General features: G+C 43.5%; 24 protein-coding genes and 1 other RNA gene. 2 read left to right on the top strand and 23 right to left on the bottom strand.

What is annotated here, in order from left to right; all coding sequences use genetic code 11:
* The 20 genes from KPL72_RS18665 to tsaE form a co-directional block, all read right to left on the bottom strand.
* Nucleotides 1-697 (bottom strand): UDP-N-acetylmuramoyl-tripeptide--D-alanyl-D-alanine ligase (locus tag KPL72_RS18665; protein ID WP_249422342.1); only part of this gene is annotated, 697 nt, incomplete at its 3' end.
* On the bottom strand, nucleotides 687-2,153 hold the full coding sequence (locus KPL72_RS18660; protein WP_219704025.1) for a UDP-N-acetylmuramoyl-L-alanyl-D-glutamate--2,6-diaminopimelate ligase: 1,467 nt from the start codon (nucleotides 2,151-2,153) through the stop codon (nucleotides 687-689). The genes KPL72_RS18660 and KPL72_RS18665, both read right to left, overlap by 11 nt.
* Nucleotides 2,154-3,917 carry a peptidoglycan D,D-transpeptidase FtsI family protein gene (locus tag KPL72_RS18655; protein WP_219704024.1) on the bottom strand — a complete coding sequence of 588 codons (1,764 nt, stop codon included), beginning with the start codon at nucleotides 3,915-3,917 and terminating at the stop codon, nucleotides 2,154-2,156. It lies immediately after the preceding gene.
* Nucleotides 3,914-4,192: a cell division protein FtsL gene (gene ftsL / locus KPL72_RS18650; protein ID WP_212915577.1), complete on the bottom strand. Its 279-nt coding sequence runs from the start codon at nucleotides 4,190-4,192 to the stop codon at nucleotides 3,914-3,916. The genes KPL72_RS18655 and ftsL overlap by 4 nt, the downstream gene beginning before the upstream one ends.
* Complete coding sequence (gene rsmH / locus KPL72_RS18645) at nucleotides 4,185-5,123, bottom strand: 16S rRNA (cytosine(1402)-N(4))-methyltransferase RsmH (RefSeq protein WP_212915578.1); 939 nt, start codon at nucleotides 5,121-5,123, stop codon at nucleotides 4,185-4,187. Before rsmH ends, ftsL begins: the two co-directional genes overlap by 8 nt.
* The gene (mraZ, locus tag KPL72_RS18640) at nucleotides 5,120-5,575 is read right to left on the bottom strand and encodes a division/cell wall cluster transcriptional repressor MraZ (protein WP_212918897.1); all 456 of its coding nucleotides are present in this window, start codon (nucleotides 5,573-5,575) and stop codon (nucleotides 5,120-5,122) included. Before mraZ ends, rsmH begins: the two co-directional genes overlap by 4 nt.
* A 316-nt stretch (nucleotides 5,576-5,891) precedes the next feature.
* Nucleotides 5,892-6,240: RNase P RNA component class A (gene rnpB, locus KPL72_RS18635), an RNA gene on the bottom strand.
* Nucleotides 6,241-6,334: 94 nt separating this feature from the next.
* Nucleotides 6,335-7,642 carry a sensor histidine kinase gene (locus KPL72_RS18630; RefSeq protein WP_212915579.1) on the bottom strand — a complete coding sequence of 436 codons (1,308 nt, stop codon included), beginning with the start codon at nucleotides 7,640-7,642 and terminating at the stop codon, nucleotides 6,335-6,337.
* A 6-nt stretch (nucleotides 7,643-7,648) separates the two neighbouring features.
* Nucleotides 7,649-8,347 (bottom strand): response regulator transcription factor, encoded by a 699-nt coding sequence (locus tag KPL72_RS18625; RefSeq protein ID WP_012070314.1) that lies wholly within the window; start codon nucleotides 8,345-8,347, stop codon nucleotides 7,649-7,651.
* A 209-nt stretch (nucleotides 8,348-8,556) separates the two neighbouring features.
* Nucleotides 8,557-9,855 carry an adenylosuccinate synthase gene (locus tag KPL72_RS18620; RefSeq protein WP_212918898.1) on the bottom strand — a complete coding sequence of 433 codons (1,299 nt, stop codon included), beginning with the start codon at nucleotides 9,853-9,855 and terminating at the stop codon, nucleotides 8,557-8,559.
* A gap of 38 nt (nucleotides 9,856-9,893) precedes the next feature.
* On the bottom strand, nucleotides 9,894-11,072 hold the full coding sequence (locus KPL72_RS18615) for an ATP phosphoribosyltransferase regulatory subunit (RefSeq protein WP_212915580.1): 1,179 nt from the start codon (nucleotides 11,070-11,072) through the stop codon (nucleotides 9,894-9,896).
* Nucleotides 11,073-11,084: 12 nt separating this feature from the next.
* Nucleotides 11,085-11,282, bottom strand: a complete 198-nt coding sequence (locus tag KPL72_RS18610; RefSeq protein WP_219704023.1) for a DUF2065 family protein — start codon at nucleotides 11,280-11,282, stop codon at nucleotides 11,085-11,087.
* Nucleotides 11,283-11,397: 115 nt separating this feature from the next.
* Entirely contained in the window at nucleotides 11,398-12,279 is an 882-nt protein-coding gene (gene hflC, locus KPL72_RS18605; protein WP_212915581.1) for a protease modulator HflC, read from the bottom strand.
* Nucleotides 12,279-13,523, bottom strand: a complete 1,245-nt coding sequence (gene hflK / locus KPL72_RS18600) for an FtsH protease activity modulator HflK (RefSeq protein ID WP_072840564.1) — start codon at nucleotides 13,521-13,523, stop codon at nucleotides 12,279-12,281. The genes hflC and hflK overlap by 1 nt, the downstream gene beginning before the upstream one ends.
* A 40-nt stretch (nucleotides 13,524-13,563) precedes the next feature.
* Entirely contained in the window at nucleotides 13,564-14,853 is a 1,290-nt protein-coding gene (hflX, locus tag KPL72_RS18595; RefSeq protein WP_212915582.1) for a ribosome rescue GTPase HflX, read from the bottom strand.
* A 35-nt stretch (nucleotides 14,854-14,888) separates the two neighbouring features.
* Nucleotides 14,889-15,134 carry an RNA chaperone Hfq gene (gene hfq / locus KPL72_RS18590; protein ID WP_012070321.1) on the bottom strand — a complete coding sequence of 82 codons (246 nt, stop codon included), beginning with the start codon at nucleotides 15,132-15,134 and terminating at the stop codon, nucleotides 14,889-14,891.
* Between the two features lie 87 nt (nucleotides 15,135-15,221).
* Nucleotides 15,222-16,154 carry a tRNA (adenosine(37)-N6)-dimethylallyltransferase MiaA gene (miaA, locus tag KPL72_RS18585; RefSeq protein ID WP_219704022.1) on the bottom strand — a complete coding sequence of 311 codons (933 nt, stop codon included), beginning with the start codon at nucleotides 16,152-16,154 and terminating at the stop codon, nucleotides 15,222-15,224.
* 1 nt (nucleotide 16,155) lies between these two features.
* Complete coding sequence (mutL, locus tag KPL72_RS18580) at nucleotides 16,156-18,081, bottom strand: DNA mismatch repair endonuclease MutL (protein ID WP_219704021.1); 1,926 nt, start codon at nucleotides 18,079-18,081, stop codon at nucleotides 16,156-16,158.
* A 59-nt stretch (nucleotides 18,082-18,140) separates the two neighbouring features.
* A complete protein-coding gene (locus tag KPL72_RS18575; protein ID WP_072840560.1) occupies nucleotides 18,141-19,469 on the bottom strand; it encodes an N-acetylmuramoyl-L-alanine amidase in 1,329 nt (442 codons plus the stop codon).
* An 86-nt stretch (nucleotides 19,470-19,555) separates the two neighbouring features.
* Nucleotides 19,556-20,026 carry a tRNA (adenosine(37)-N6)-threonylcarbamoyltransferase complex ATPase subunit type 1 TsaE gene (tsaE, locus tag KPL72_RS18570; RefSeq protein ID WP_072840559.1) on the bottom strand — a complete coding sequence of 157 codons (471 nt, stop codon included), beginning with the start codon at nucleotides 20,024-20,026 and terminating at the stop codon, nucleotides 19,556-19,558.
* A 162-nt stretch (nucleotides 20,027-20,188) separates the two neighbouring features.
* On the opposite strand from tsaE, the gene KPL72_RS18565 reads away from it, so the two are divergent.
* Entirely contained in the window at nucleotides 20,189-20,938 is a 750-nt protein-coding gene (locus KPL72_RS18565; RefSeq protein ID WP_219704020.1) for a sulfite exporter TauE/SafE family protein, read from the top strand.
* A gap of 102 nt (nucleotides 20,939-21,040) precedes the next feature.
* Here the strand turns inward: KPL72_RS18565 and orn are convergent, their stop codons facing one another.
* The gene (orn, locus tag KPL72_RS18560; RefSeq protein ID WP_072840557.1) at nucleotides 21,041-21,598 is read right to left on the bottom strand and encodes an oligoribonuclease; all 558 of its coding nucleotides are present in this window, start codon (nucleotides 21,596-21,598) and stop codon (nucleotides 21,041-21,043) included.
* 74 nt (nucleotides 21,599-21,672) lie between these two features.
* On the opposite strand from orn, the gene rsgA reads away from it, so the two are divergent.
* Nucleotides 21,673-22,707, top strand: coding sequence for a small ribosomal subunit biogenesis GTPase RsgA (gene rsgA / locus KPL72_RS18555; RefSeq protein ID WP_072840556.1), 1,035 nt, complete (start codon nucleotides 21,673-21,675; stop codon nucleotides 22,705-22,707).
* On the opposite strand, the gene KPL72_RS18550 is transcribed toward rsgA, so the two are convergent.
* The gene (locus KPL72_RS18550) at nucleotides 22,704-23,612 is read right to left on the bottom strand and encodes a flagellar motor protein MotB (RefSeq protein WP_072840555.1); all 909 of its coding nucleotides are present in this window, start codon (nucleotides 23,610-23,612) and stop codon (nucleotides 22,704-22,706) included. The genes rsgA and KPL72_RS18550 overlap by 4 nt on opposite strands.
* Before the next feature lie 36 nt (nucleotides 23,613-23,648).
* Nucleotides 23,649-24,503, bottom strand: a complete 855-nt coding sequence (motA, locus tag KPL72_RS18545; protein ID WP_212915587.1) for a flagellar motor stator protein MotA — start codon at nucleotides 24,501-24,503, stop codon at nucleotides 23,649-23,651.
* Between the last annotated feature and the right edge of the window lie 4 nt (nucleotides 24,504-24,507).

Here is a 24,507-nt window from a genome sequence, read left to right as displayed (position 1 = left end):
GATTACCCGCCAAACCACACCAATAACCAAAGTATTCATCATCAGCATTTAAGACGACACTGGCATTATCCGCAGAACCTGAAATCAACGCGCCTTTTTCTTTAGCAATACTTTCGAGGCCGCCCAACCCTTCAAAATGACTTCCGCTGGCATTTGTTAATATCACCACGTCAGGAAACGCAATTTTTGCCAGTAATGGTATTTCACCAGTAAAACTGGTTCCGGCCTCAATTACCGCAACATCGTGATTAGCATCCAATTCAAAAAGCGTTTTCGGCACACCAATCTGATTATTCAAATTGGCGCGTGTTTTTAGCACATTTTTCTCAGCAAGAGACTGCGCCAACCAATCTTTTACGGTTGTTTTACCATTACTGCCGGTAATACATACAACAACCCCTTTGAAGGCATCTCGAATCAAACGCGCAATAGCACCGTAAGCTAATGTGGTATCTGCCACTTTAACATAATTAGGCACTCCAACATTTCGATCCGAGACAACACCAACCGCACCATCCTGTACTGCTTGCGCTATATAATCATGCCCATCAAAACGCTCACCCTTCAAGGCAACAAACAAACAACCTGCCGAGATGGTTCTAGTATCGGTAACAACTGCATTTAGATCGCAATCTTCACCGACAAGTTCGCCATCACAAGCCCGAGCAATATCCGAAAGAGTAAGATTAATCAACATAAGCTTCTATCGCCTTCAGCGCCTCTTCTTTATCGTCAAAATGATGCTTTACACCCTGAATATCTTGGTAAGACTCGTGCCCTTTTCCAGCAATAAGGACAACATCGTTGGGACCAGCCGACAATACAGCCTGGCGAATAGCTACTCTTCGATCAGGCTCAAAACTAAACGCGTCATCATCGTTCGTTTGTGCCAATACATCTGAAAAAATTTGCTCTATAGACTCTGTACGAGGATTATCAGACGTCAACCATACATAATCTGCATTTTGCATAGCTGCCGCCATCATTAAAGGTCGTTTACCTCTATCCCTGTCACCACCACAACCAAATACACAGATCAATCGACCATTGGTATGCTCTTTTAATCCCTGCAAAGCCACTTCCAAAGCATCTGAAGTGTGTGCAAAATCAACCACAACAAGCGGTGCATTTGGCAATTGAACTTTATCCATACGGCCCGGCGCGCCACTCAGAGTAGATAAACCACTTATTAAAGTCGCTTTATCATTAACCCCATACCAAAGGCTAGCTAAAGCCGCCAAGGCATTCTGAACATTAAAGCGCCCTAGCAACGGCAAAAACACAGGAGTTTCACCTTCTGGATGACACAAAACAAACCGACACCCCGCTGACTCAAGCGTTAACTGCTTTACATAAAAATCAGCTCGCGTATCTTGCTCACTGTAATAATGACAACTTGATTCAACCGCACCTTCCGCCATAAAACTTGCATAACTATCATCAAGACAAAATATGGAATGAGACAAACTATTAAAAGAAAACAAACGCCGTTTAGCTAAAGCGTAGGAATTCATATCACCATGATAATCAAGATGATCACGAGAGAGATTCGAGAACACAGCGGTTTGAAAAGGCACACCTTCAATGCGCCCCTGATCCAAAGCATGCGACGACGCTTCAAAAGCAACAAAATCGACGCCTGTTTCAGCCATTTGCATTAAAGTTAGATGCAAAGAAAGAAGATCTGGTGTGGTTTGCTTAGCCTCAGACAAACGATCTAAAGGCCCTACACCAAAAGTTCCAACTAAGCCGCTGGAAAAACCAATATATTTAGCAAGTTGAGCGATATAAAAACAAATAGAAGACTTTCCATTCGTTCCCGTTACCGCAACCATCTGCCGAGGCATTCGCCCAAAAAAACCATGCAAACAAGCTATTAAAAGCTTTGCCGGATCGGCAACAGAAACAAGTTCAATATCATCACGATGCAAATTCAATTCAGCAGGAACCACCGCCACTTCACAACCTAGAGCGACGACATTATCTAAATAATCCCACCCGTTTGAAGCAACTCCAGGCAAAGCAAAAAAAACGCTTTCCACATCGACTTTACGACTATCCGTTTCTAGATGACTATATAAAGCAGAATGCGGATTATCCCCCAAAGGATAACCCGCTAAGCTAAGCAGTTGAGCATGAGATATTTGCCCCATCTAACCACCCTGCACAACTTGATAAGGCACTTTTTTAGGCTCTAAGCGAACCTCCCTAAGCCCTTCAGGTAGATCAGGATAAATATTCAGAGTCGTTAATGCTCCTTCCATCACACGAGAGAATACTGGCGCTGCAACTTCACCGCCATAATACTCACGTCCTTTCGGATCATTGATCATCACCACCATTGCCAATCTGGGATTTGATGCAGGTGCAACACCTGCAAACAAGGCAATATACTGATCGTATTCATAACCTTTAGAACCGACTTTATGAACAGTACCTGTTTTACCTGCAACACGATAACCTGGGATTTGTGCGGCTTTACCTGAGCCTCGCGTCACTACAGACTCCATCATCTTCACGACATCATGAGCGACTTTTTGCGGTATCACTTGCTTACCATCTGCGGGTGCATCTTGTTTGAAAATAGTAACTGGCACACGGTAACCGCCATTAGCCAAGGTCATATAAGCCTGAGCTAATTGCAATGTTGAAACAGATAAACCATAACCATACGACAAAGTAGCAATCTCTGATGGATGCCATTTAGGATGTGATGGAAGAACACCAGAGGCCTCCCCAGGGAAACCAATTCCAACTGGCGAACCAATGCCCAACTCGTAATCCATATTCCAAACCGCATCTTGAGGAAGCGATAAGGCAATTTTCGATGCCCCTACGTTACTTGACTTAATAAGTAACTTTTCAAAATCAATCACACCGTAATTGGCAGCATCACGAATAGTAAAGCGACCAAAACGCAAATAACCTGGAGAAGTATCAATCGTTGTTTCCGTTGTATATTGACCAGACATTAGCGCTGCCGAAATAGTAAACGGCTTCATAGTAGAACCCGGCTCAAACAAATCAATCACCGCGCGATTACGTAGCTCCTCATACTCTAATTTAGAACGATCATTCGGATTATAGGATGGCTGATTCACCATCGCCAAAATTTCACCCGTTTTAACATCCAAAATCACTGCCGACGCAGATGTAGCTCGATGCTCAGTCACTGCCGCTTTAAGCTCTCGATAAGCCAAATACTGCAACCTAAGGTCGATACTTAACTCAATATTCTCTCCCGGGTGCTCAGCCTCTTCAACGCCAACACCTCGAATGATATTGCCAGAAAGATCTTTCACATAGCTTCGACGACCAGGCCGCCCCTCTAACGCTTGATCATAAGCAAGCTCCATCCCCTCTTGACCTTTATCATCAATATTAGTAAAACCAACAACATGAGACGCCACTTCACCAGCAGGATAGAAACGCTTGTATTCTTTGGTTTTACTAACACCAACAACTTTAGCCGCCATGATAGCATCCGCTTCATGAGGTGGAATTTGACGACGCAAGTACATAAAAGAGCGAGTTTTATTGGCTTCGAATCGCTCTTGCAACCAAGCACGACCAACCCCCATAACTTCAGCCAGACGTTTAATCTCTTGTTCTGGACCAATATTTAGAGAAGGATCGCGTGGAAGCTTCCACAAGGCTCTTGGATTGGCAATAATAGTCCAAGTCGGCGTACTAACAGCTAAAGGCTCTCCGCGACGATCTAGGATCATGCCACGAGTTGCCGGAATAGCCTCAGTCCGTACAGCCCGAATCTCGCCTTGGTTTTGTAAAAATGCCTTATCAACCACGGTCAAATAGAAAAGTCGACCACCTGCAATAAGAAACAATAACAAAGCGACGCCATAGACAAATCTAAAGCGCCATTTTCCTGGGGTGTGAACACTGTTATCAATACTCATGGTTTCACTATTATCAATTCATCCTGAGAGGGTGCATGCATATTTAAATCTTTAATAGCCGCCTGCTCTAAGCGACTCGGCTGGGTTAGCGCACTTTGTTCAAGAAGCAACTGTCCCCATTTCACTTCATAATCCACTTCGTCTTGCTTCAATGTTTGAAGGTAAGAGAAGTCTTTTCTAAAATCGTAAACCTGTATCACGACAGCAATAGAAACGGCTGCCAAAAACACAACACCGACAGCAAATACTGACGGTGAAAAGCGCGCCTTAATCACCGACACGCTCCAAAACGCGTAGAACAGCACTACGAGAGCGCACATTCTCACTCACTTCGGATTGAGATGGCTTGATCGCTTTACCTATTGTCTTAAACTTGATATCAAGATGTGCATTTCGAATTGGCAAGTGTCTCGGCAATTCCGGCCCTTTTGCTTTCAATTTCATAAAGCGCTTAACAATTCGATCTTCAAGAGAATGGAAGCTAATAACCGCTAATCGACCACCAACTTTTAGAGCCTCAGCAGCCGCATCAAGACCAACTTCTAAATCACCTAATTCATTATTGATATGAATTCGAATACCTTGAAATGCACGAGTAGCTGGGTTCTTACCTTTCTCCCAAGCAGGATTCGCTTCAGCGATAATTTTTGAAAGCTGAAGCGTTGTTAGAATTGGAGTATGAGAGCGATATTCACAGATAGCTTTTGCAATACGACGAGAAAATCTCTCCTCGCCATACTGATACATCACATCAGCCATATCCTTTTCACTAACAGTAGCAACCCACTGCGCTGCGCTTATACCCTTATCTGGATTCATCCGCATATCGAGCGGACCGTCATTCATAAAACTAAAGCCACGTTCAGCGTCATCAATCTGAGGTGAAGACACACCCAAATCCATCATCACACCATCAACTTTATCGACACCAAACACATCAGAAATATGTTCAGCCATATTGGCAAAACTGTCTTGAACAATAGAGAAACGGGAATCTTCTTGTTCTAGTAACTTGCCATAGCCAATCGCCACTGGGTCTTTATCGAAACCAAGCAAACGACCTTTATCTAATCGATCCAAAACCAAACGAGTATGCCCACCACGACCAAAAGTCCCATCGACATACAGGCCATTGGTATCGGTTACTAGCATATCGACGGACTCATTAAGCATTACGCTTATGTGTTCTGCCATCGTCTTTGTCATAAAGAAATATCCATCATGGTTTCAGTTTGTAAGTCCTCAAGAGCATCTTGGGACAAATAATCTTCGCGCTGCGCTTCCCACTCTTCTTGGCTCCAGATCTCTAGCTTTTTACCCTGACCAAGAATCGTTAATTTTTTATCCAACCGAGCAAATTCACGCAGCGGCGCAGGCAACAAAATTCGTCCTGCTTTATCCACTTCCAAATCAGTAGCATGGCCAACCAAAAGACGCTGTAAGCGCCGAGCCTGTGGCTGAAACGTTGGCAATTTATCTAATTTTTGCTGAATTATTTCCCACTCAGACAAGGGATAAAGCAGCAGGCATCGAGAAACAGGATCAATGGTCACAACCACCCCATCGTCGTCATATTGGGCAAGATCATCGCGCAAGCGTGCCGGAAGCGACATTCGCCCCTTCACATCTACACTCACCTGATGAATCCCACGAAACATTGCCATATCCCACTTATCGACACTTTATCCCACAATTTAACACTATTTATGAAAAAGAGTAAAAAAAAACCAACCAAATAGGCAAAAATAGATGCAATGATTTTGTAAAGGAGCAAAAAGCAGAGAAATAGAGAGGCTAAAAGAGAAAAGAAAACACAAAACGACACTTTTTAGACAAAAGAAAGCCGCTTACAGCAGCAAGCACAAATAAGAGATAAAAGTAGAAGTAGAAGATATCGAAATGGGATAAAACATAAATCACCATCTATAATGGTACTTATGAAATAAAGAAACAGGTAAAACACTGAGGAAAAAAATTGCAAGTTGGCCGATAAGCCGGGTTCTGTCGTGGACAGTCATTCATCTAATACGTACATCACTGCACGTCTTTAGCAACCTACCCGAACTCAGCGCGGGTCACGCCAAAGAGTTCCTATTTGGTCTTGCTTCAAGTGGGGTTTACCTAGCCACGAACTGTTGCCAGTCGCGCGGTGCGCTCTTACCGCACCATTTCAACCTTACCGGCAGTAAACTGCTTAGGCGGTGTATTTTCTGCTGCACTTTCCGTAGGCTCACGCCCCCCAGGCGTTACCTGGCACTTTACCCTGCGAAGCCCGGACTTTCCTCCCCCCAATAAATTGAGCGGCGACTGCCTAGCCAACTTGCGAGGCGCATATTACTTATCTATAGAGACAATAACAAGCGCTTTCTCGAAAGCAGAAAATTTTATCGCAGATTCAAAAAAAATGAGGCTAAAAATCAAGCAACAGGCAACTCAAAGCACACTTCAAGACCACCCTCATCGCGATTCTTAGCTGTTATCTGCCCCTTATGAGCCCGAATGATACGCTGAGAGATAGTAAGCCCCACACCAAAACCTCCGCTATTTGCCTCCCTTGCTTCTGACGACCGATAAAATGCATGAAAGATTTTCTCTAGTTTATCGTCAGAAACGCCAGGCCCATTATCGCGCACATAGATAAAAGCCGTTCCAGCCTTTTCTTGAGTTTCGAGCTCAATAACACCATTACAACCCGCATAAAAGCAGGCATTACGAAGCACATTCTCAATGGCATGACGCAACTGAAGAGGGTCACCCAATATAGTTTTTGGAACACGACCCACCTTAGATACGGAAATACCCTTCAACTGACTCTCAAAACTGACATCAGCCACGATATCATCAAGCCACTCCTGAAGAGGCATCTCCTCTTTGATAAGAGATGCAGCTTCGAGCCGACTCAAAGTAAGCACCTGACCGATAAGTTCATCCAACTCATGAAGCTCCGTGCGAATACGGTTTAAATAACCTTTTTGCGCCTCCGTTGCATACTTATCCTCTGCAATAGTGAGCGCCACCTCAATCCTTGCTAGTGGCGTCCTTAATTCATGAGACACATCTCGCATAAGCCGCTCTTTCGATGATAGTAAGGTATCAATCCTAACCGCCATTTCATTAAACTCACGAGCTAGCTTACCGACAGCATCACTCCTTCGGGCCAACTTACTTTCAACCCTAGCAGTCATATCACCTTGACCAAAAGACCTAGCCACTCGCTGCAACTTCAACAGAGGCCCTAGCAACCAGTAAGCTAAGACACCACTAGACACCAGCAAACCCAATAAAGAGAACCCCACTACCGCCTCAGGAGCAAGAGAGCTAATTTCAGGATTTGGTTTAAAAATCAGCAAATACTGAACATTATTCCCACCTATAACCTGAATAAACTGACTGTGCAAAAAATCTGCTGCAGGCCGACTGGTTACACTCGGTGTATTTTGCTCTCTAAAATTACGAGGCAACGGCTTTAAAAGAGGACGGCCATTTTCTTGATAAAGATAAATGGTGCCAGACAAGCGCTTCTCAGCCTTTTTTGTTTCTTCTTGCAAAGAAGTAATACCAAACTTTTCATACCCAGCTACCAACTGAACACCAACATCTCCCAGTAAATCAGCCGATACCTGATTACGTTTCTGGATAAACTGAACCATCCCTAAACCAACACTAACCACAACAATGTTGGACAGTAACACCACCAGAAACACACGTAGAAAAGTATTTTTCATAAAAAACTAAGCACCTTGCTCATTTGACACAAAAATATAGCCTACACCACGAACGGTTTTGATTCGAGGATCACCATTTTCTAAATTGCCAATTTTTTTACGCAGATTACTAATATGCATATCCAAACTACGATCATACATAGTCAGCTTACGACCCAAAGCCTTCTCAGAAAGCTCCTGCTTCGTTAATACCTGACCTGGTGCCATCAACATACACTCTAACAAAGTATATTCAGACGTAGTCAATTCAACCAACTCGCCTTCCAAATACACGGTACGATCTTTACGGCGTAGCAATACACCTGAGAGATCTATATCAGCAGTTGGATCATCCTCACGCTCCTGACTAGCTCGACGCAAAATCGCTTTAATTCGAGCCAACAATTCTCGTGGATTAAATGGCTTAGACAAATAATCATCTGCCCCCATTTCCAAACCAAGGATACGATCAATATCATCACCCTTTGCCGTTAACATAATAACAGGCACTGAGCTTTTATTACGGATCTGCTTTAAAGTTTCAAATCCATCTAATTCCGGCATCATAACATCGAGAATAACAATATCAGGCATATCAGCAGCCATAAGCTCTAATGCTTCACGACCATTCCAAGCATGCGCTACTTCATAACCCTCGCCATCAAAGTATTCTTTAATTAAATCCGACAAACGAGCATCATCATCAGCAAGCAATAACTTAACCATAAATATTTCCTCTCATTTTTTCATTATTTAGCAGGCAGTTATATCGCCTTAATTTCAATTGTAAATATTACCCTAGCGCCAGACAAACTCCTCCCCCTCTTTTCACTCTATTTACAAAGAATACTAATATGATGAACTTAGCTACCCATAAAAACAAAAAAAGCCGCAATAAGCGGCTTTTTCCTAACAACACACCCAGTAAATAGGATTTATTGTTTAAAAGGATCGCGAATAACAATTGTCTCATTACGATCTGGGCCAGTAGAGATAATATCAACCGGCACACCAACCTGCTCTTCTAGGAAGCGGATATAATCTTGAGCATTTTTTGGTAACGCTTCAAAATTTTCTGCACCTACCGTAGATTCAGTCCAACCAGGAAGCTCCACATACACTGGCTTAGCTTTTTCGTATCCTTCACTATCAACCAAAGAACCAGCAACAGGATTACCATTTTCATCTGCGTAAGAAACACAAACTTTAATGACAGAAGAGCCGTCAAGCACGTCCAGTTTAGTTAAACAGATACCAGAAACTGAGTTAATCTGAACCGCATGACGCAAAGCAACTGAATCAAACCAACCACAACGACGTGAACGACCAGTAGTAGCACCAAATTCATGACCTCGACTACCCAAACGCTCACCGTCTTCGTCAAAAAGCTCAGTCGGGAAAGGACCAGAGCCAACACGAGTAGTATAAGCCTTGGTAATACCAAGCACGTAATCCAAGTACAAAGGACCAAAACCAGTACCCGCCGGAGCGCCGCCTGCCGTTGTATTTGAAGATGTTACATAAGGGTAAGTACCGTGATCGACGTCCAACAATGAACCTTGAGCACCTTCGAACATAATGTTCGCACCCGCTTTACGCAAGTCATGCAACAAAGTAATAGTATCAGCCACCATAGGACGCAAGAATTCCGCCATTTCTAAACCAGCAGCATAAACCTCATCAAAAGAGATTGGCTCCACTTTGTGGTATTGAGTTAGGACAAAATTATAATACTCAAGCACCTCTTTAAGCTTAGCAGCGAAACGCTCAGAGTCTAATATATCGCCAACGCGAATTGCGCGTCGTGCTACCTTATCTTCATACGCAGGCCCAATACCACGACCAGTTGTACCAATCTTCTTCTCGCCCTTAGCAAGCTCACGAGCCTGATCAATAGCAATATGATAAGGAAGAATTAGTGGACAAGCCGCACTAATTTTCAAGCGATCAACCGCCGGAACACCTTGTTCAAGAAGTTCAAGCACTTCAGCTTTCAATGCCGCTGGAGACAATACAACACCGTTACCGATGATACATTGAACACCTTCACGCAAGATGCCAGAAGGAATCAAATGCAAGACCGTCTTCTTGCCATCGATAACTAGAGTATGGCCTGCATTGTGACCACCTTGAAAACGTACAACCGCAGCAACATCTTCGGTAAGCAGGTCAACAACCTTACCCTTACCTTCATCGCCCCATTGAGTGCCTAGAATAACAACATTTTTACCCATAATTTCAGGTCTCATTTAGATAGTTCTTAAAGAAAAGTCTAGCTCTGAACCGGCATCAACTGCCAAGCTTCATCAACAAATTCCAGCTTAAAATCAGCATCTCCAGCGTAAATGTCGTCCAAGACCTCTATCACTCGATATCCCTCAGCGCGTAAGGAATTCGCTTTCTGCCAAAGCTCATCACTTGAGCAAATTGGCGACAGAACAGTTTTTGGCTTATTGACCACAATATCAGTCAAAGCAACCAAGGCTTTCACATCCGTACTAAAACCCGTAGCCGGACGAGACCGACCAAACACTTGCCCAATATTGTTATAACGTCCGCCACGAGCAATTGCATTACCATGACCAGGAACGTAAGCAGCAAAAACAACACCAGTATGGTAACTGTAAGAAACCAAATCACTCAGATCGAAATGCAATCCAACCTTAGGAAAACGCTGACAAATTGAATCACTTATTTTTTGCAGCAAGACAATCGCATCACGAATTGACTCACTAACCCCTCCAAGCAAATCTGTCGCATGCAGCAACACTTCTTTACCACCACACAAGCGCGGCAAACCAACCAGCCACTGCTTCTGAATATCGCGTAAACAATCAAGCCCTTCAACATATCGATCAAGCTCCGGCAAATCTTTAGCCTTGTAAAGCTCAATCAACTTACCTTCTTGATCTGCACTAAGACCGCAAGCAGCAAGTACACCACTTACAACATCAACATGCCCAAGATCAAGAACGAGATTAGACAAGCCGGCCGTAGACAAGGTCTGCAACATTAAAGACAAAACTTCAACATCACTTTCTACGCCGCCATGACCATAAATTTCAGCCCCTAACTGAATAGGGCTACGAGTACCATCTAAGCCAGCAGGCATTGTTCTTAAAACACTGCCGCAATAACTCAAACGTTGCACACCATCATCTTTAAGGCAATGAGCATCGATACGAGCAACCTGGGATGTAAAATCGGCACGAATACCTAAAAGTCGACCTGATAACTGGTCAATAACTTTAAATGTTTCAATTTCTAGGTCTGAGCCAGCACCCGTAAGAAGGGAATCCAGATACTCTAAAAGAGGAGGTATTACTAAGTGATATCCCCAACTTTCATGGAGATTAAGCAGAGTTCTTCTAAGGTGCTCGATCTTAGCGGCCTGTTCAGGCAACGCCTCATCAACGCCCTCAGGAAGTAACCAGCGATCTGCTAATGTCATTAAATTATCCTCTTAGCTTCGAGTCAGCAAAAGAAGCATTAATCCAAGAAACATACTAACCGCGCCCAGAATACGTAAATTCCAATCTGAGCTCGCGATAGCTTTGACCATTATTTCTTTCCAGATATTTGGAGCGAGAAATGGCAAAAACCCCTCGGCGATCAATAAAAGGCTGACGCCAACCAGCAGCGACTGCAACAATTCCTGCATAGATTCTCTTTATTTTGACCATTAAAAAACCGGGCCTGGCCCGGTTTGTGTAATAGTACCATGTTTCCCATTTTAACAAATAGGCTTCATGTACGATTATTGATGAATATCTACTCTATTTAGCACTACGACTAGTAGAGCTATTCAGATACTTAAAGAATTCGCTATCAGGTTCAAGAACAAACAAATCATTGTTACCGTTAAAGCTTTCACGGTACGCCTGAAGACTACGGTAAAACTCGTAAAACTCAGGATCTTGCTTATAAACCTTAGAGTAAATAGCGGCTGCTTTAGCATCACCATCACCACGAATCATCTCTGCATCACGTTGAGCCTCAGCCTCCAAAACTACCTGCTGACGATCTGCATCCGCACGAATACCTTCAGCAAGCTCTAGACCTTTTGATCTATGCTCTCGAGCTTCACGCTCACGTTCAGTTCTCATACGCTGATAAACAGACTCACTAACATCTGGCGGCAAATCAATGCGCTTAACTCGGATATCAACAATAGAAATACCCAACTCACTCTGAGCAACTTTATTCAAGTCGTCGCGCAACTCAGTCATCAACTGATCACGCTCCCCAGAAACCACCTCATGCATAGTTCGCTCACCAAACTTATTTCGAAGCCCAGTATCTACACGAGAAGACAATACACGATTTGCCACAAACTCATCACCAGACGTTGCCTGATAGAATTTAGTAACGGAGTCTATTTTCCACTTCACATAAGAATCGACAATAACAGCCTTCTTCTCCAACGTTAAATAACGCTGAGGACGAGAGTCCATTGTCAAAACACGAGCATCAAATTTTTTGACTTCGTTCATAATCGGCAGTTTAAAGTGAATACCAGGCGCTACATCATCCCGGACAACCTCACCAAACTTAAGTACAACCGCACGCTCGGTCTCATTGACAACAAAAAGCGTCTGGGAAGCAATCAGCACACCAAGAAGAACAACAAATAAAACTGAAAAAGAAAAGCCTTTCATTAGTTTCTGCCCTCTCTACGAACTGTTGCACTTTGGCGCTTACGTATTTCATCAAGTACTTGATCTGTTAACGCCCCAATATTCCCTGAATTTACAGAACCCGCCCCTTTAGACGACTCCGCACGTTGCTTCATCAACTGATCTAGAGGCAAATACATCATGTTATTTCCACCTTTAGTATCAACAACAACTTTATTCACATCTTTATAGACCGACTCCATCGTCTCTATATACAAACGACGACGAGTTACGTCTGGCGCCTTAGTGTACTCACGATACAATCTGTCAAAACGATCCGCTTGACCGCTAGCACGAGCAACAATCTCGGACCGGTAAGCTTCCGCTTCTTCTCGGATACGTTGAGCACGACCACGAGCCTCAGGAATAATACCATTTGCATAAGACTCAGCTTCGTTACGAACTCTCAACTCATCCTCTTTCGCCTTGATAACATCATCAAATGCCTCTTGCACTTGTGTAGGCGCCTGAGTATTTTCAACGTTAACCTTTGAAATCAATAAGCCAGTGCCATATGCATCACTGTAGTCCTGAATACGCGCCTTAACTTCCGTCGCTAACAACTCACGACCTTCCGTTAAGATCTGATCCATTTCAGAACCACCAACAACATGACGAAGCGCACTTTCAGTGACCTGAGCAAGTGACTCTTCAGGATTACGAACATTAAGCAAGAAGTTCTTTGGATCCTGCACAGAATATTGTACAGAAACACCCACTTCAACAATGGCATCATCAACCGTCAACATTAGCGCTTTGTGATCATGAGAACGAACCTTAGTTACATTCACCTTACTAACAGAATCTATCATTGGTGGATTCCAATGAAGACCAGGCATAACGGTAGAATGGTATTTACCCAAACGAAGGACAACACCACGCTCCTGTTGATCGACCTGATAAACACCTGTAGCCGCCCACAAGGCAAGCAAAGCAATTAGCACAATAGCAATCAAGCCACCGCCAAATTTGCCAGACATACCGGAATCGCCGCCATTAGAACCACCGGATTTGCGAGTTTTTTTAACCCCAAGCATTCCCATCAGCTTCTGAAAGGCTTCATCCAAGTCTGGAGGACCCTGCTCTTTACCTCCAGGCTTACGACCCCACGGGTCATTATTGGTCTCTTTTTCACGATCTCCATCGGGGCGCCCAGCACCATTATTACGGTTTTTATCTGGATTCCATGGGTCATTGTCGTTATTACCCGGTTCATTCCAGGCCATACTACATCTCCACTTTATTTTAATGATAATCCTGTACAGCTCACACAGCTTCTATCTGATCCTCAGACATGCCCGCACGAGCCAAAATCTGCAAATAATCTTTCTTAGGCAACTTTACTTCAAGAACAAAACGACCCGCTTCATCAAAGCGCTCCGATTTTACAGCCCCATGTTCGAACAACATAGCTCTCAAACGCCCATACTTGCTCGACAAATAAAGTGTTTCACTAAAAACATCCTCTGCCAACAACTCGGCAATGGCTTGCTTAAGCAAATCAATACCTTGCCCATCACGAGCAGACAACCAAACTCGAAAAGGGTTCCCGTTAGCATCCCTATCAATTCTAGGTTCTGCCGTCGGTAATGCATCAATTTTGTTAAATATAGTTAAAGTTGGAACTTCATTAGCACCAATTTCTTCCAATACAGAGTCAACATGCTTCATATTTTCATCACGAGAAATATCAGCAGCATCAACAACATGTAACAATAAATCCGCCTCAGACGACTCTTTTAATGTCGCCTGAAATGCTTTAATCAATCTATGGGGCAATTGACGAATAAACCCAACCGTATCAGCCAATACTATAGAGCCAATCTGCTCTATATCTAGACGCCTCAACGTTGGATCAAGTGTTGCGAACAACTGATCCGCCGCATACACATCTGCACCCGTTGCACGATTAAATAAAGTAGACTTACCCGCATTGGTATAACCAACCAACGAAACAGTTGGCACAGAAGATCGATCGCGAGATCGACGATTCTGATCACGTTGAGAACCCACTTTCGCCAATCTTTTTTGAATGGCTTTAATACGCTCTCTAAGCAATCGACGGTCAGTCTCAAGCTGCGTCTCACCAGGCCCACGCATACCTATACCGCCTTTTTGGCGTTCTAAGTGTGTCCAACCACGAATAAGACGAGTCGACATATGTTGTAATTGAGCTAACTCTACCTGCAACTTACCTTCGTGGGTACGTGCACGTTGAGCAAAAATATCAAGTATAAGCCCTGTACGATCAAGCACACGACACTGCAAAACACTTTCTAAATTACGCTCTTGGGAGGGAGATAGTGCATGATCAAAAAGCACAACCTGCGCCTCTTCTCGATCAACAATATCTTTAATTTCTGCTAGCTTGCCAGTACCAATAAAGTATCTAGCATCTGGACGCTGGCGAGTCCCTGAAACAACAGCAACAGGGTCAGCACCAGCAGAAATAGCAAGCTCAACAAACTCTTCCGGTCCATAAGATTCACTTTGATCGTGAAAATCTATATGGACCAATACAGCTATTTCACCACTATCTGGACGTTCAAAAAACAATCTAGTATTCCTCTGCTTGTCTTATTACAGACAAACTATTCAGCGTCATCTTCCGGCTGATCAGGAGACGGGATGCGAATTGTACGGGAAGGTACAACTGTAGAAATGGCATGTTTGTAAACCATTTGACTAACAGTATTTTTCAATAGAATCACAAACTGATCGAATGATTCGATTTGACCTTGTAACTTAATTCCATTTACAAGAAAGATGGATACTGGCACTCTTTCTTTACGTAGAATATTTAGATAAGGGTCTTGTAATGATTGCCCTTTTGACATTGTAATCTCCTTAAACAAGCAAAAAAATTAAATTAATTATTGATAAAACAATACTGTAGATACTACACCAAATCTTTATTTATTTCCCTATATAATCCTGCTTTCTATGTAATTCAAGGCTTCAGGTACAAGATCTTTCGACAAACTATCAAAAATCATCAAATCCTCCCACCCTCTCAACCAAGTAAGCTGCCTTTTTGCCAATTGGCGAGAGGCGACCACTCCCTTAAAGATAGCATCATCTAGCAAATCAACACCGTCTAAATATTGCCATAGTTGGCGATAACCAACACAGCGCATGGAGGGCATATCAACAGTCAAATCACCACGATGATAAAACCCTTCCACCTCAGCCAAAAAACCTTGATCCATCATGTCGTAAAAACGTTGCTCTATCCGCTCATGAAGCACACTTCGCTCTTTCGGCATCACCGCCATATTAATCATATCAAATGGTAAAGAGACAACCTCTTGCTGCGCCCAGAACTGAGTCATGGTCTTGCCTGTCAAGCGATACACTTCAATAGCGCGCTGCAAACGCTGCGGGTCATTAGGATGAATGCGAGACGCCGCTTCAGGATCAAAGGTTTGCAACTCTTCATGCAAGGACCCCCAACCTTTCTCAGCCGCCTCAACCTCAATTAACGCCCTAAGCTCCGCATCAGCTTGCGGCATTTCCGCCAAGCCTTTTTGTAGGGCATTGAAGTACATCATAGTCCCACCCACCAAAAGTGGGGTTTTACCCTTAGCAATAATCTCTTGAGACTGCTCAACCGCATCCAATACAAAATCAGCCGCTGAATAAGACTCGATCGGATCAATAATATCGATCAAACGATGAGGCGCTCTAGCAAGCAATTCTGAGTCAGGTTTTGCCGTACCAATATCCATCCCTTTGTAAACAAGAGCCGAATCAACACTGATGATTTCAAAATCATGATGCTCTGCCAACTCAACTGCCAAACCTGTTTTACCTGATGCCGTCGGCCCCATCAAACACACAACATGCGGTTTTGTCATATCAACGTCCTCTCAAAAAGAGTTTATCTAAATCGGACATACTCAAATGCGCCCAAGTCGGTCGACCATGATTACACTGCCCACTGCGTTCAGTCACCTCCATATCACGAAGAAGGCTATTCATCTCCGCAATCGTAAGCTTACGATTTGCACGAACAGCACCGTGGCACGCCATTGACGCCATCAATTCATTCGCCCGCGACTCCATAAGATCCGATACGCCATTAGCAGACAGATCACTAATAACATCACGCACAAGACCTTCTACGTCACCTCGAATCAGTATAATGGGAACCTCGCGAACCATCGCACTTTCTAACCCAGTTCTTTCTACACGGAAACCGAAGGCCTCAAAAACCTCACCGCTTTCTTCAACAAGATCAGCTTCACTTTGCGAAACCGCAATATTTATCGGCACTAACAAAGGCTGAGACGATATATTTTTCTGATAAAACGCTGTTTTCATTCGCTCATAAACAATTCGCTCATGAGCCGCATGCATGTCCACCAGAATAAGCCCCTGCTCGCTCTCAGAAAGAATATACACTCCGTGCAGCTGAGCTACCGCAAAACCCAACGGCGGCACGGCCTGATAATCACCCTCTTGCCTCACAAACGGACTTTCACTTTGCCCTAAAGCGCCAGGGGGAGAAACCTCTCTTATTTCGCCCGTTTCAGGATCAACTTCCTCAGTCTTAGCAACATATTCTTGCGCATAACCAGAAAGACGACTCATGCCATCAAGCTGCCCACGCACTTCTGAAGTCCCCAATGAATTTGAAGTAGATCGCATCCAATCCATCGAACTAGACACAGGTCGATTAGACAGCGGCAAAGCGGATTGTTCCGTAATATTCGCACCATAAGCAGCAGACTCATTATTAGCGGAATCATTCATACCCGTAGGCGCAGCATCAGATTCAGGCCTCACATCTGCAATCGCCTTATGAATTCGACTAAATAAGAAATCATGCACCAAACGCCCATCTCGGAAGCGCACTTCGTGCTTAGTAGGGTGGACATTCACATCGACTGTCGAAGGGTCCAACTCTAGATACAACACAAAAGTAGGATGGCGACCATTATACAAAACATCACGATAAGCCTGACGAACAGCATGAGCGACTAACTTATCCTTAACAACTCGACCATTAACAAAGAAATACTGCAAATCCGCCTGAGAACGAGAAAAAGTCGGCAAACCAATCCAACCCCATAGACGCAATCCAGCCGCCTCAACATCCAGCGTCAAGGAGTTTTCAATGAACTTTTTACCAAGTAAGGTTGCTAGCCGATGTTCAGCATGAAGCTGATCGGTAACAGGACGAAGATCATAAACCTGCTTGCCGTTATGACTTAGACGAAAGCCAGTTTCATAACGACTCAATGCCAATCGCTTTACCACTTCTTCCAAGTGAACAAATTCTGTCTTTTCAGTACGAAGGAATTTTCGACGAGCCGGTGTGTTAAAAAATAAATCTCGCACCTCAATCGTAGTACCTTGAGGATGCGATGCAGGTCGAATGGCTGTCGCCATATCTTTCCCTTCCGCCTCAACTCGCCAAGCTTCCACTTCATTTTCTGCCTGAGAAGTAAGGTGCATCCTCGAAACAGAGCTAATACTGGCCAGCGCCTCGCCACGAAATCCCAACGTGCGCACAGCTTCCAAATCATCCAGCGTAATAATTTTACTCGTTGCGTGACGACTTAAAGCCAAAGACAAATCGTCTTTCATGATGCCAGTACCATTATCACGAATCTTAATACGCCTTACACCACCCTGCTCCACATCAATATCAAGCTGAGAGGCTCCTGCATCAAGACTATTTTCAAGCAACTCTTTAACAACGGAAGCTGGTCGTTCAACCACCTCTCCCGCGGCAATTTGGTTGGCTAAACGTGGAGATAAAAGATTAATTCTTTGCATGAACGACCTTTGATGTGAAAACAGCCCTTTTGAAAAACAAAAAAGGCCTCAATAAGACTTTACCCTGCAGGGATAACAAGTTTCTGACCAATCCAAATAACATCATTATTCAAATTATTGGCCTGCCGCAAAACAGGTAAAGACACTTGATTACGACGAGCAATTTCGGACAAGGTGTCCCCCTTACTAACCGTATAAACATAATCAGAATTTTTCTTTTGCTTCCAATTGACCAAGGTTCCATCAGGGGCATTTTTAGTAAAATATTCAACTACACCCTTTGAAATAGAATCCGCTAATTTCACACGATAAGTTCTGCTCGACAAATTCTTGGCCTCTGTTTTATTCGAAACAAAACCAGTTTCTATCAATATAGAAGGAATATCTGGCGATTTCAGCACAACAAAACCCGCCTGCTGAACACTGTCTTTATGCAAAACAGCAACCCCTTTCATTTCACCTAAAACACTCTTACCTATATTCAAACTCATTTGAATAGTAGAGTTCATCGACATATCCAATAAAACCTCAGCAAGTAACTGATCTTTATCATCCAGCGAAATCCCCCCCACCAGATCGGCAGAATTTTCTTGTTGAGCCAACCAACGCCCCATTTCAGAACTCTTACCACTCAATGAAAGCGCCCAAACAGAAGCACCTCTAGCACTAGATTTGGTAAACGCATCCGCATGAATAGAAATCATCAAATCTGCATTGGCCTCACGAGCAACCCTCGATCGATCTCGAAGCTGAAGATAGGTGTCCGTTGATCGAGTCAAAACAGCCTTAAAGCCATCAACCGCATTAATTCTACTTGCCAACTCTCGACCAATAGAGAGCACAACATCTTTTTCTCGCACATTGTATTGCCCCAAGGCACCAGGGTCTTTGCCTCCATGCCCAGGGTCAATTGCAATCACAATATCGCGCTTTTCCTTGGATAAGCTCGCCAAGCTTTTTACTATGGTCGCAGGCTTTCTAGCACCATACTCAAGCTCAACCAATATCCTAGGCCCATAAGTACCATTTGCCGCCAACACAGTACTTTTCGCCTTAGCTGCCTGACCTAGATCAAGTACAAAACGAACACCAGTGTCTCGCCTAGCGTAACGTACGCGCATCAACACATCGGAAGACAATGCCGATAAGCCATTAACAACAGACGCATTCAAATCGACGCCACTGATGTCTAAAACAACGCGATCAGGATTTGAAAGAGGAAAAATTCGATGCTCTGCCGCCTCAGAAAGCTCAAACACCAAACGCGTCACCCCTTCTTGCTGGGCAACACGTATATCTCGAACCTCTGCAGCCAAAACACTACAGGTTGACAAAGACAAAATTAAATTGACAAAAATAAATAGATAAGTACGAAATTTAGTATGCATATCAGACAGCTAGCTAGTATATCTGACACACTATAACTGCTGATTAAATGGATCTCAATCTTACTTATAGTAAAGTCTTCTATACATCAAGAAGTTATAGCACCTCGCAAAACATCTAAAGCCGCTCTACCTTTTTCTGTATAGGCATCTACCGACACATGACGCCCTTGTCGAATCAAGCTCAACGATATAACCAAATCCGCTTCCGGCAAGGCTCCGCGCCCCATTTCAGCCCACTCAATCAAACATAAACTTCCGTCAGTGAAATAATCACGAATCCCCATAAACTCAAGCTCTTCAGCATCCGCCACTCGATACAAATCAAAATGAAAAGCTTCAAAACCCGACAAATCGTAAGGCTCAACAATCGTATACGTTGGGCTCTTTACGGGCCCTTGATATCCCAAACCGCGCAAAACCCCTCTCACAAGAGTTGTCTTTCCCATCCCGAGATCACCTTCCAAATACACAACTGCGCCCGACGTCAGCGCCAACGAAAAAGCTTCACCAAAGCTTTCCATTGCTTCTTCGCCATAAACATCTTTTTCTATTTGCATTACCTATCGATCCTTTTCCCACTCAAAATAGAGCAAACACTGACCACACGGTCATTTTATTTCTGACAATTCTAATACAGAAGCCTTTTGAAACAAGCACCAATAACTCATAATAATTTAACTTTTCCATCCATAACAACAACCACACAATAAAGGATTCACATGGACTGGCTTTTCATTTCACTCATTGCCATTGCTGTTTTCATTACAGGCATATCTAAAGGTGGCTTTTCAGGCGCATTTGGCATTATCGCTGTCCCGCTAATATCACTGCAAACTTCACCAACCCTAGCAGCCGCCATAATGCTGCCAATTCTGTGCATCATGGACATATTTACCGTGCAAAAGTTTTGGAAAAAATGGAACACCGAGCAACTCATAAGATGTATTCCAGCGGCCATTATTGGTGTTGTAATCGGCGGCCTCACAGCATCATGGTTTTCGGCAGAATGGCTAAAAATAATGGTAGGGATTATCGCGGTAGGCTTCACTCTAAATTCATGGCCAAAAAAGAGCCGAACAACACCGCTAAAACCACTCAGCACTCTGGCCGGAAAACTCTGGTGCGCACTTGGCGGCTTTACAAGTTTTATTGCTCACGCTGGCGGACCACCAATGAGCGTTTATTTACTTAGAGCAAATCTAGACAAGACACAGTACGTAGCAACGGCAGCGGTTATTTTTACCGCCATCAACTATGTAAAACTCATTCCATATGGAATGCTTGGACAACTTAATAGTTCAAACATACTTCTGTCACTTTGCTTTATACCTGTGGCTTTTATAGGCGTTCAACTCGGCGCATGGCTACACTACAAAATATCTACCGTATTATTTTTTAAAGTCATGTACAGCTTTCTTTTCCTGGCAGGAGTAAAGCTAATATGGGACGGGATAACGGGACTTGGCTAACAAAGAAATAGACGACGAAAAAAGAAGAAACAAACCGATTAGCGAGCTTCAAAACAATTTATAAGCTCGCTAATTCGTAAGAAGAGATTAACACAAAATCGCTTAAGCCTTATCATCCAAACCAAACATGGTTTTACGATAATGCTTCAATTCACCTATAGACTCTAAAATATCATCCATAGCCAGATGGGAACCTGATTTAGAAAAACCATCCAGCGCCTCTGGCTTCCAACGCTTTGCAAGCTCTTTAACTGTACTAACATCCAAGTAGCGGTAATGAAAAAAGGCTTCCAACTTAGGCATATAACGGTACAAAAAACGACGATCCTGCCCAACACTATTACCGCAAATAGGTGACTTGCCAGCCGGAACGTACTGGGCCAAAAAATTAACCGTTTCCTCTTCTGCTTGCGCCATGCTAATAGTCGAAGACAACACTCTAGCCGTCAGCCCAGAATCACCATGGTGCTGAGTGCACCATTCATCCATTGCATCCATCACCGCTTTTTCTTGATGAATAGCAAGGCTCGGCCCCTTAGCCAACACATTCAAATGCTTATCAGTTACTACGGTGGCAATCTCAATAATAGTGTCGGTTTCTGGGTCCAATCCTGTCATTTCAAGATCGATCCACACTAAATTCTCTTCATTTAAGCTCATAATCTTCCAAGTCCTTTATTATCAATGCCAAGCATTATACTCTATGCGCCTTACTTTATGACCAGACGAATCTAATGTCGAAGCGAAAACTTACTAAACAACAAACTTGGCGAATCGAAAGAATTCACAAAGAGCGCGTTGAACGCACTCAAAAACGAGGAGATGTCGCCGAAGAACTCCTTCAGTCATCCGACCTAGGACCTGAAACTGAAGGCATTATTATTTCTCACTTCGGCACACAAGTTGAAGTGGAAGGCACTCAAGAGCCTTTTATTGGCACCTCTACACGCTGTAATTTACGCGCCAATCTAGGCCAACTTGTAACTGGCGACAAGGTTGTCTGGCGCCCAAAACAAAATGAAGGTGGCGTCGTTGTTGCTACCACACCAAGACATACATCACTATCTCGTCCAGACATGCACGGCAGAATCAAACCTGTTGCCGCCAACATAGATCATATAATTGTTGTTATTGCCGCCGAGCCAGTTGCTCACGCCAATTTAATAGATCGCTACTTAGTTGCCGCAGAAACCGTTGGTATTCCACCGGTCATACTACTTAACAAATGCGACTTAATCGATGACAGCAACAAAGCAGATTTAGACAAGCTACTAAAAACCTATGAAGATTTGAATTACAAAATCATCAGGACATCTATCAAGAACCAAGCCGGGATGGAAGCGCTTTATGATTTCTTACAAGATAAAACAAGCGTTTTTGTTGGACAATCAGGTGTAGGCAAATCATCCCTTATTGGGACACTACTACCCGATATAGACATTAGCGTTGGTGAACTTTCACAGAAGCGCAAAAAAGGCGTACATACCACCACAACTGCTCGACTATTTCATATGCCGAAAGGCGGCGATCTTATTGATTCCCCAGGGATCCGAGAGTTTGGCTTGTGGCATATTTCGGAAGACGAACTTCTGAACGGTTTTATCGAGTTTCGACCGCATATTGGTTATTGTCGATTCCGCGATTGCGCTCATGAAAAAGAGCCAGGATGCGCAATCCTAGAAGCCTTAGAAAAAGGCGAAATCACAGAACACCGCTTCCAAAGCTTCTTAAGGATCAAGCACTCAATACGAGAGAATCAAGCGTTCTAAAAAACCGTTTCAGGTGTTAACTTAAAATCAGATTGCTGGCCAGGATTACCAAAATTACTACGATTCTGGTCCAGCAATTTCTTATACGCATCATCCGTTAATAACGTAATACTGATACGCCTATTTTCTGCACTATCCGTATCAAATCGATTGTAAGGAATAGTATCAGACAAACCTATCACCTGAGCAATACGCTTATCCTCAACACCACCTTCTTCTAATATATGCCGCGCCGCATTAGCCCTTAGGGCAGATAAATCCCAATTATCAATTCGACCAGCCCCACCAAATTTAGATGAATCAGTATGGCCGGTGATAACAATTGGATTCGTCACTCTATTGAAGATTGGCGCCATACTAAGCAAAGTATTCTCAATATCAGGCATCATTCGAGCACTTCCACGCTCAAACATCGGCTTATTTGGATCATCTAACAGAGTAATCCGAACACCAAGTGGTGTGATCTCAATGCGCATATTTTTCTGCTGAGAGAGTAAAGTGTTCATTTTACTCATCTCCTCTCGCAGCATGTTATTAATGCTCTTAGACTCTGCAGAATCAGGACCATTCCCCAGAAGCTTATCTCTAGATTGCATATCAGTACTACCCGCTTCAGGTAACTGCAGATCTAATTTTTTCTCTGTACTCTTTGCTGGACTCCCCCCCAAATCTATAGGGTTCGCACTATATCCAGCCGTAGATGCACCCATAGGATCTTGAAAATACCCCTCGATACTTTTCAACTCTTCTGGAGAAGCGACACTCATAATCCACAAAACAAGAAAAAACGCCATCATCGCCAAGGCAAAATCAGCTAATGCTATTTTCCAAGCACCACCGTGATGACCGCCCTTTTTGATTTTCTTAACCCGACGAATTACTAACCCATTAGAACCTAGGGCCATCTAACACTCTCCTCAACTTAGCACGATGCACCCAGTCTAACGATATTGCTTAAGACCATCTGACAACTCAATGAAGCTTGGACGCATTTCTGGAGGAAGTAATTTGCGACCAGTTTCGACAGCCACAGGAGGCGCATAGCCAGAAACAATAGAATTCAAACATGCCTTAATACATAAATAGGCCTTCAGCTCATGCGTCCCTAAGCTTTCTAAATGCGAAGCGGCAGGACCAACAAAGCCATAACCAAAAAAGATACCCAAGAAAGTCCCCACCAAAGCGGCAGCCACGTGCGCACCAATCTCCTCTAACGGCCCACCAATAGAACCCATAGTAATAACAATACCCAATACTGCAGCAACAATACCAAAACCTGGCAAAGCTTCAGCTACCCGAGTCAAGGCATGACTTGGCGCTACCAGCTCTTCCTGTATCTGTTCAATTTCATTATCCATAATAGCTTCTATTTCATAAGCAGGCAGACCCGTTAAAGTAAAAATTCGATAGTTATCCGTCAAAAAATTCACTACCTCATGATCACGCACCACATCAGGAAAACGATTAAACAGCTCACTCGTGAAAGGTGACTCAATATCTTCCTCAATGGACAAAAAACCGTCTTGTCGACTCTTTTGAAACAAACAATACATCAACCCCAACAACTGAAGATAAAACTTCTTATTATGACGACTCCCAGAAATCACTTGAGGCAACATGATTAACACTTTTTTCTGCACCACGAATGGATTCGCCACCATAAAAGCGCCTAAAGCCGCACCACAAATGATAACAACTTCAAAAGGCTGCCATAATGCCAACATATTCCCATGAGATGCTAAATAGCCAGTCACAACACTAACAATAACCACTAGCAAGCCAGCTAATGCAAACATATTC

Origin of the sequence: Marinomonas lutimaris, assembly GCF_019426345.1 — a bacterium.
Lineage (GTDB): Bacteria > Pseudomonadota > Gammaproteobacteria > Pseudomonadales > Marinomonadaceae > Marinomonas > Marinomonas lutimaris.
Note: the sequence above shows the minus strand (reverse complement) of the source record. Positions and strands in the feature narration are given on the sequence as shown.

Coding starts and splice junctions, on each gene's coding strand:
- KPL72_RS18660 (WP_219704025.1), bottom strand. CDS start 2,153: ATGGGGCAAATATCTCATGCTCAACTGCTTAGCTTAGCGGGTTATCCT.
- KPL72_RS18655 (WP_219704024.1), bottom strand. CDS start 3,917: ATGAGTATTGATAACAGTGTTCACACCCCAGGAAAATGGCGCTTTAGA.
- rsmH (WP_212915578.1), bottom strand. CDS start 5,123: ATGACAAAGACGATGGCAGAACACATAAGCGTAATGCTTAATGAGTCC.
- mraZ (WP_212918897.1), bottom strand. CDS start 5,575: ATGTTTCGTGGGATTCATCAGGTGAGTGTAGATGTGAAGGGGCGAATG.
- KPL72_RS18630 (WP_212915579.1), bottom strand. CDS start 7,642: ATGAAAAATACTTTTCTACGTGTGTTTCTGGTGGTGTTACTGTCCAAC.
- KPL72_RS18625 (WP_012070314.1), bottom strand. CDS start 8,347: ATGGTTAAGTTATTGCTTGCTGATGATGATGCTCGTTTGTCGGATTTA.
- KPL72_RS18620 (WP_212918898.1), bottom strand. CDS start 9,855: ATGGGTAAAAATGTTGTTATTCTAGGCACTCAATGGGGCGATGAAGGT.
- KPL72_RS18615 (WP_212915580.1), bottom strand. CDS start 11,072: ATGACATTAGCAGATCGCTGGTTACTTCCTGAGGGCGTTGATGAGGCG.
- KPL72_RS18610 (WP_219704023.1), bottom strand. CDS start 11,282: ATGCAGGAATTGTTGCAGTCGCTGCTGGTTGGCGTCAGCCTTTTATTG.
- hflC (WP_212915581.1), bottom strand. CDS start 12,279: ATGAAAGGCTTTTCTTTTTCAGTTTTATTTGTTGTTCTTCTTGGTGTG.
- hflK (WP_072840564.1), bottom strand. CDS start 13,523: ATGGCCTGGAATGAACCGGGTAATAACGACAATGACCCATGGAATCCA.
- hfq (WP_012070321.1), bottom strand. CDS start 15,134: ATGTCAAAAGGGCAATCATTACAAGACCCTTATCTAAATATTCTACGT.
- miaA (WP_219704022.1), bottom strand. CDS start 16,154: ATGACAAAACCGCATGTTGTGTGTTTGATGGGGCCGACGGCATCAGGT.
- mutL (WP_219704021.1), bottom strand. CDS start 18,081: ATGCAAAGAATTAATCTTTTATCTCCACGTTTAGCCAACCAAATTGCC.
- KPL72_RS18575 (WP_072840560.1), bottom strand. CDS start 19,469: ATGCATACTAAATTTCGTACTTATCTATTTATTTTTGTCAATTTAATT.
- tsaE (WP_072840559.1), bottom strand. CDS start 20,026: ATGCAAATAGAAAAAGATGTTTATGGCGAAGAAGCAATGGAAAGCTTT.
- KPL72_RS18565 (WP_219704020.1), top strand. CDS start 20,189: ATGGACTGGCTTTTCATTTCACTCATTGCCATTGCTGTTTTCATTACA.
- orn (WP_072840557.1), bottom strand. CDS start 21,598: ATGAGCTTAAATGAAGAGAATTTAGTGTGGATCGATCTTGAAATGACA.
- rsgA (WP_072840556.1), top strand. CDS start 21,673: ATGTCGAAGCGAAAACTTACTAAACAACAAACTTGGCGAATCGAAAGA.
- KPL72_RS18550 (WP_072840555.1), bottom strand. CDS start 23,612: ATGGCCCTAGGTTCTAATGGGTTAGTAATTCGTCGGGTTAAGAAAATC.
- motA (WP_212915587.1), bottom strand. CDS start 24,503: ATGTTTGCATTAGCTGGCTTGCTAGTGGTTATTGTTAGTGTTGTGACT.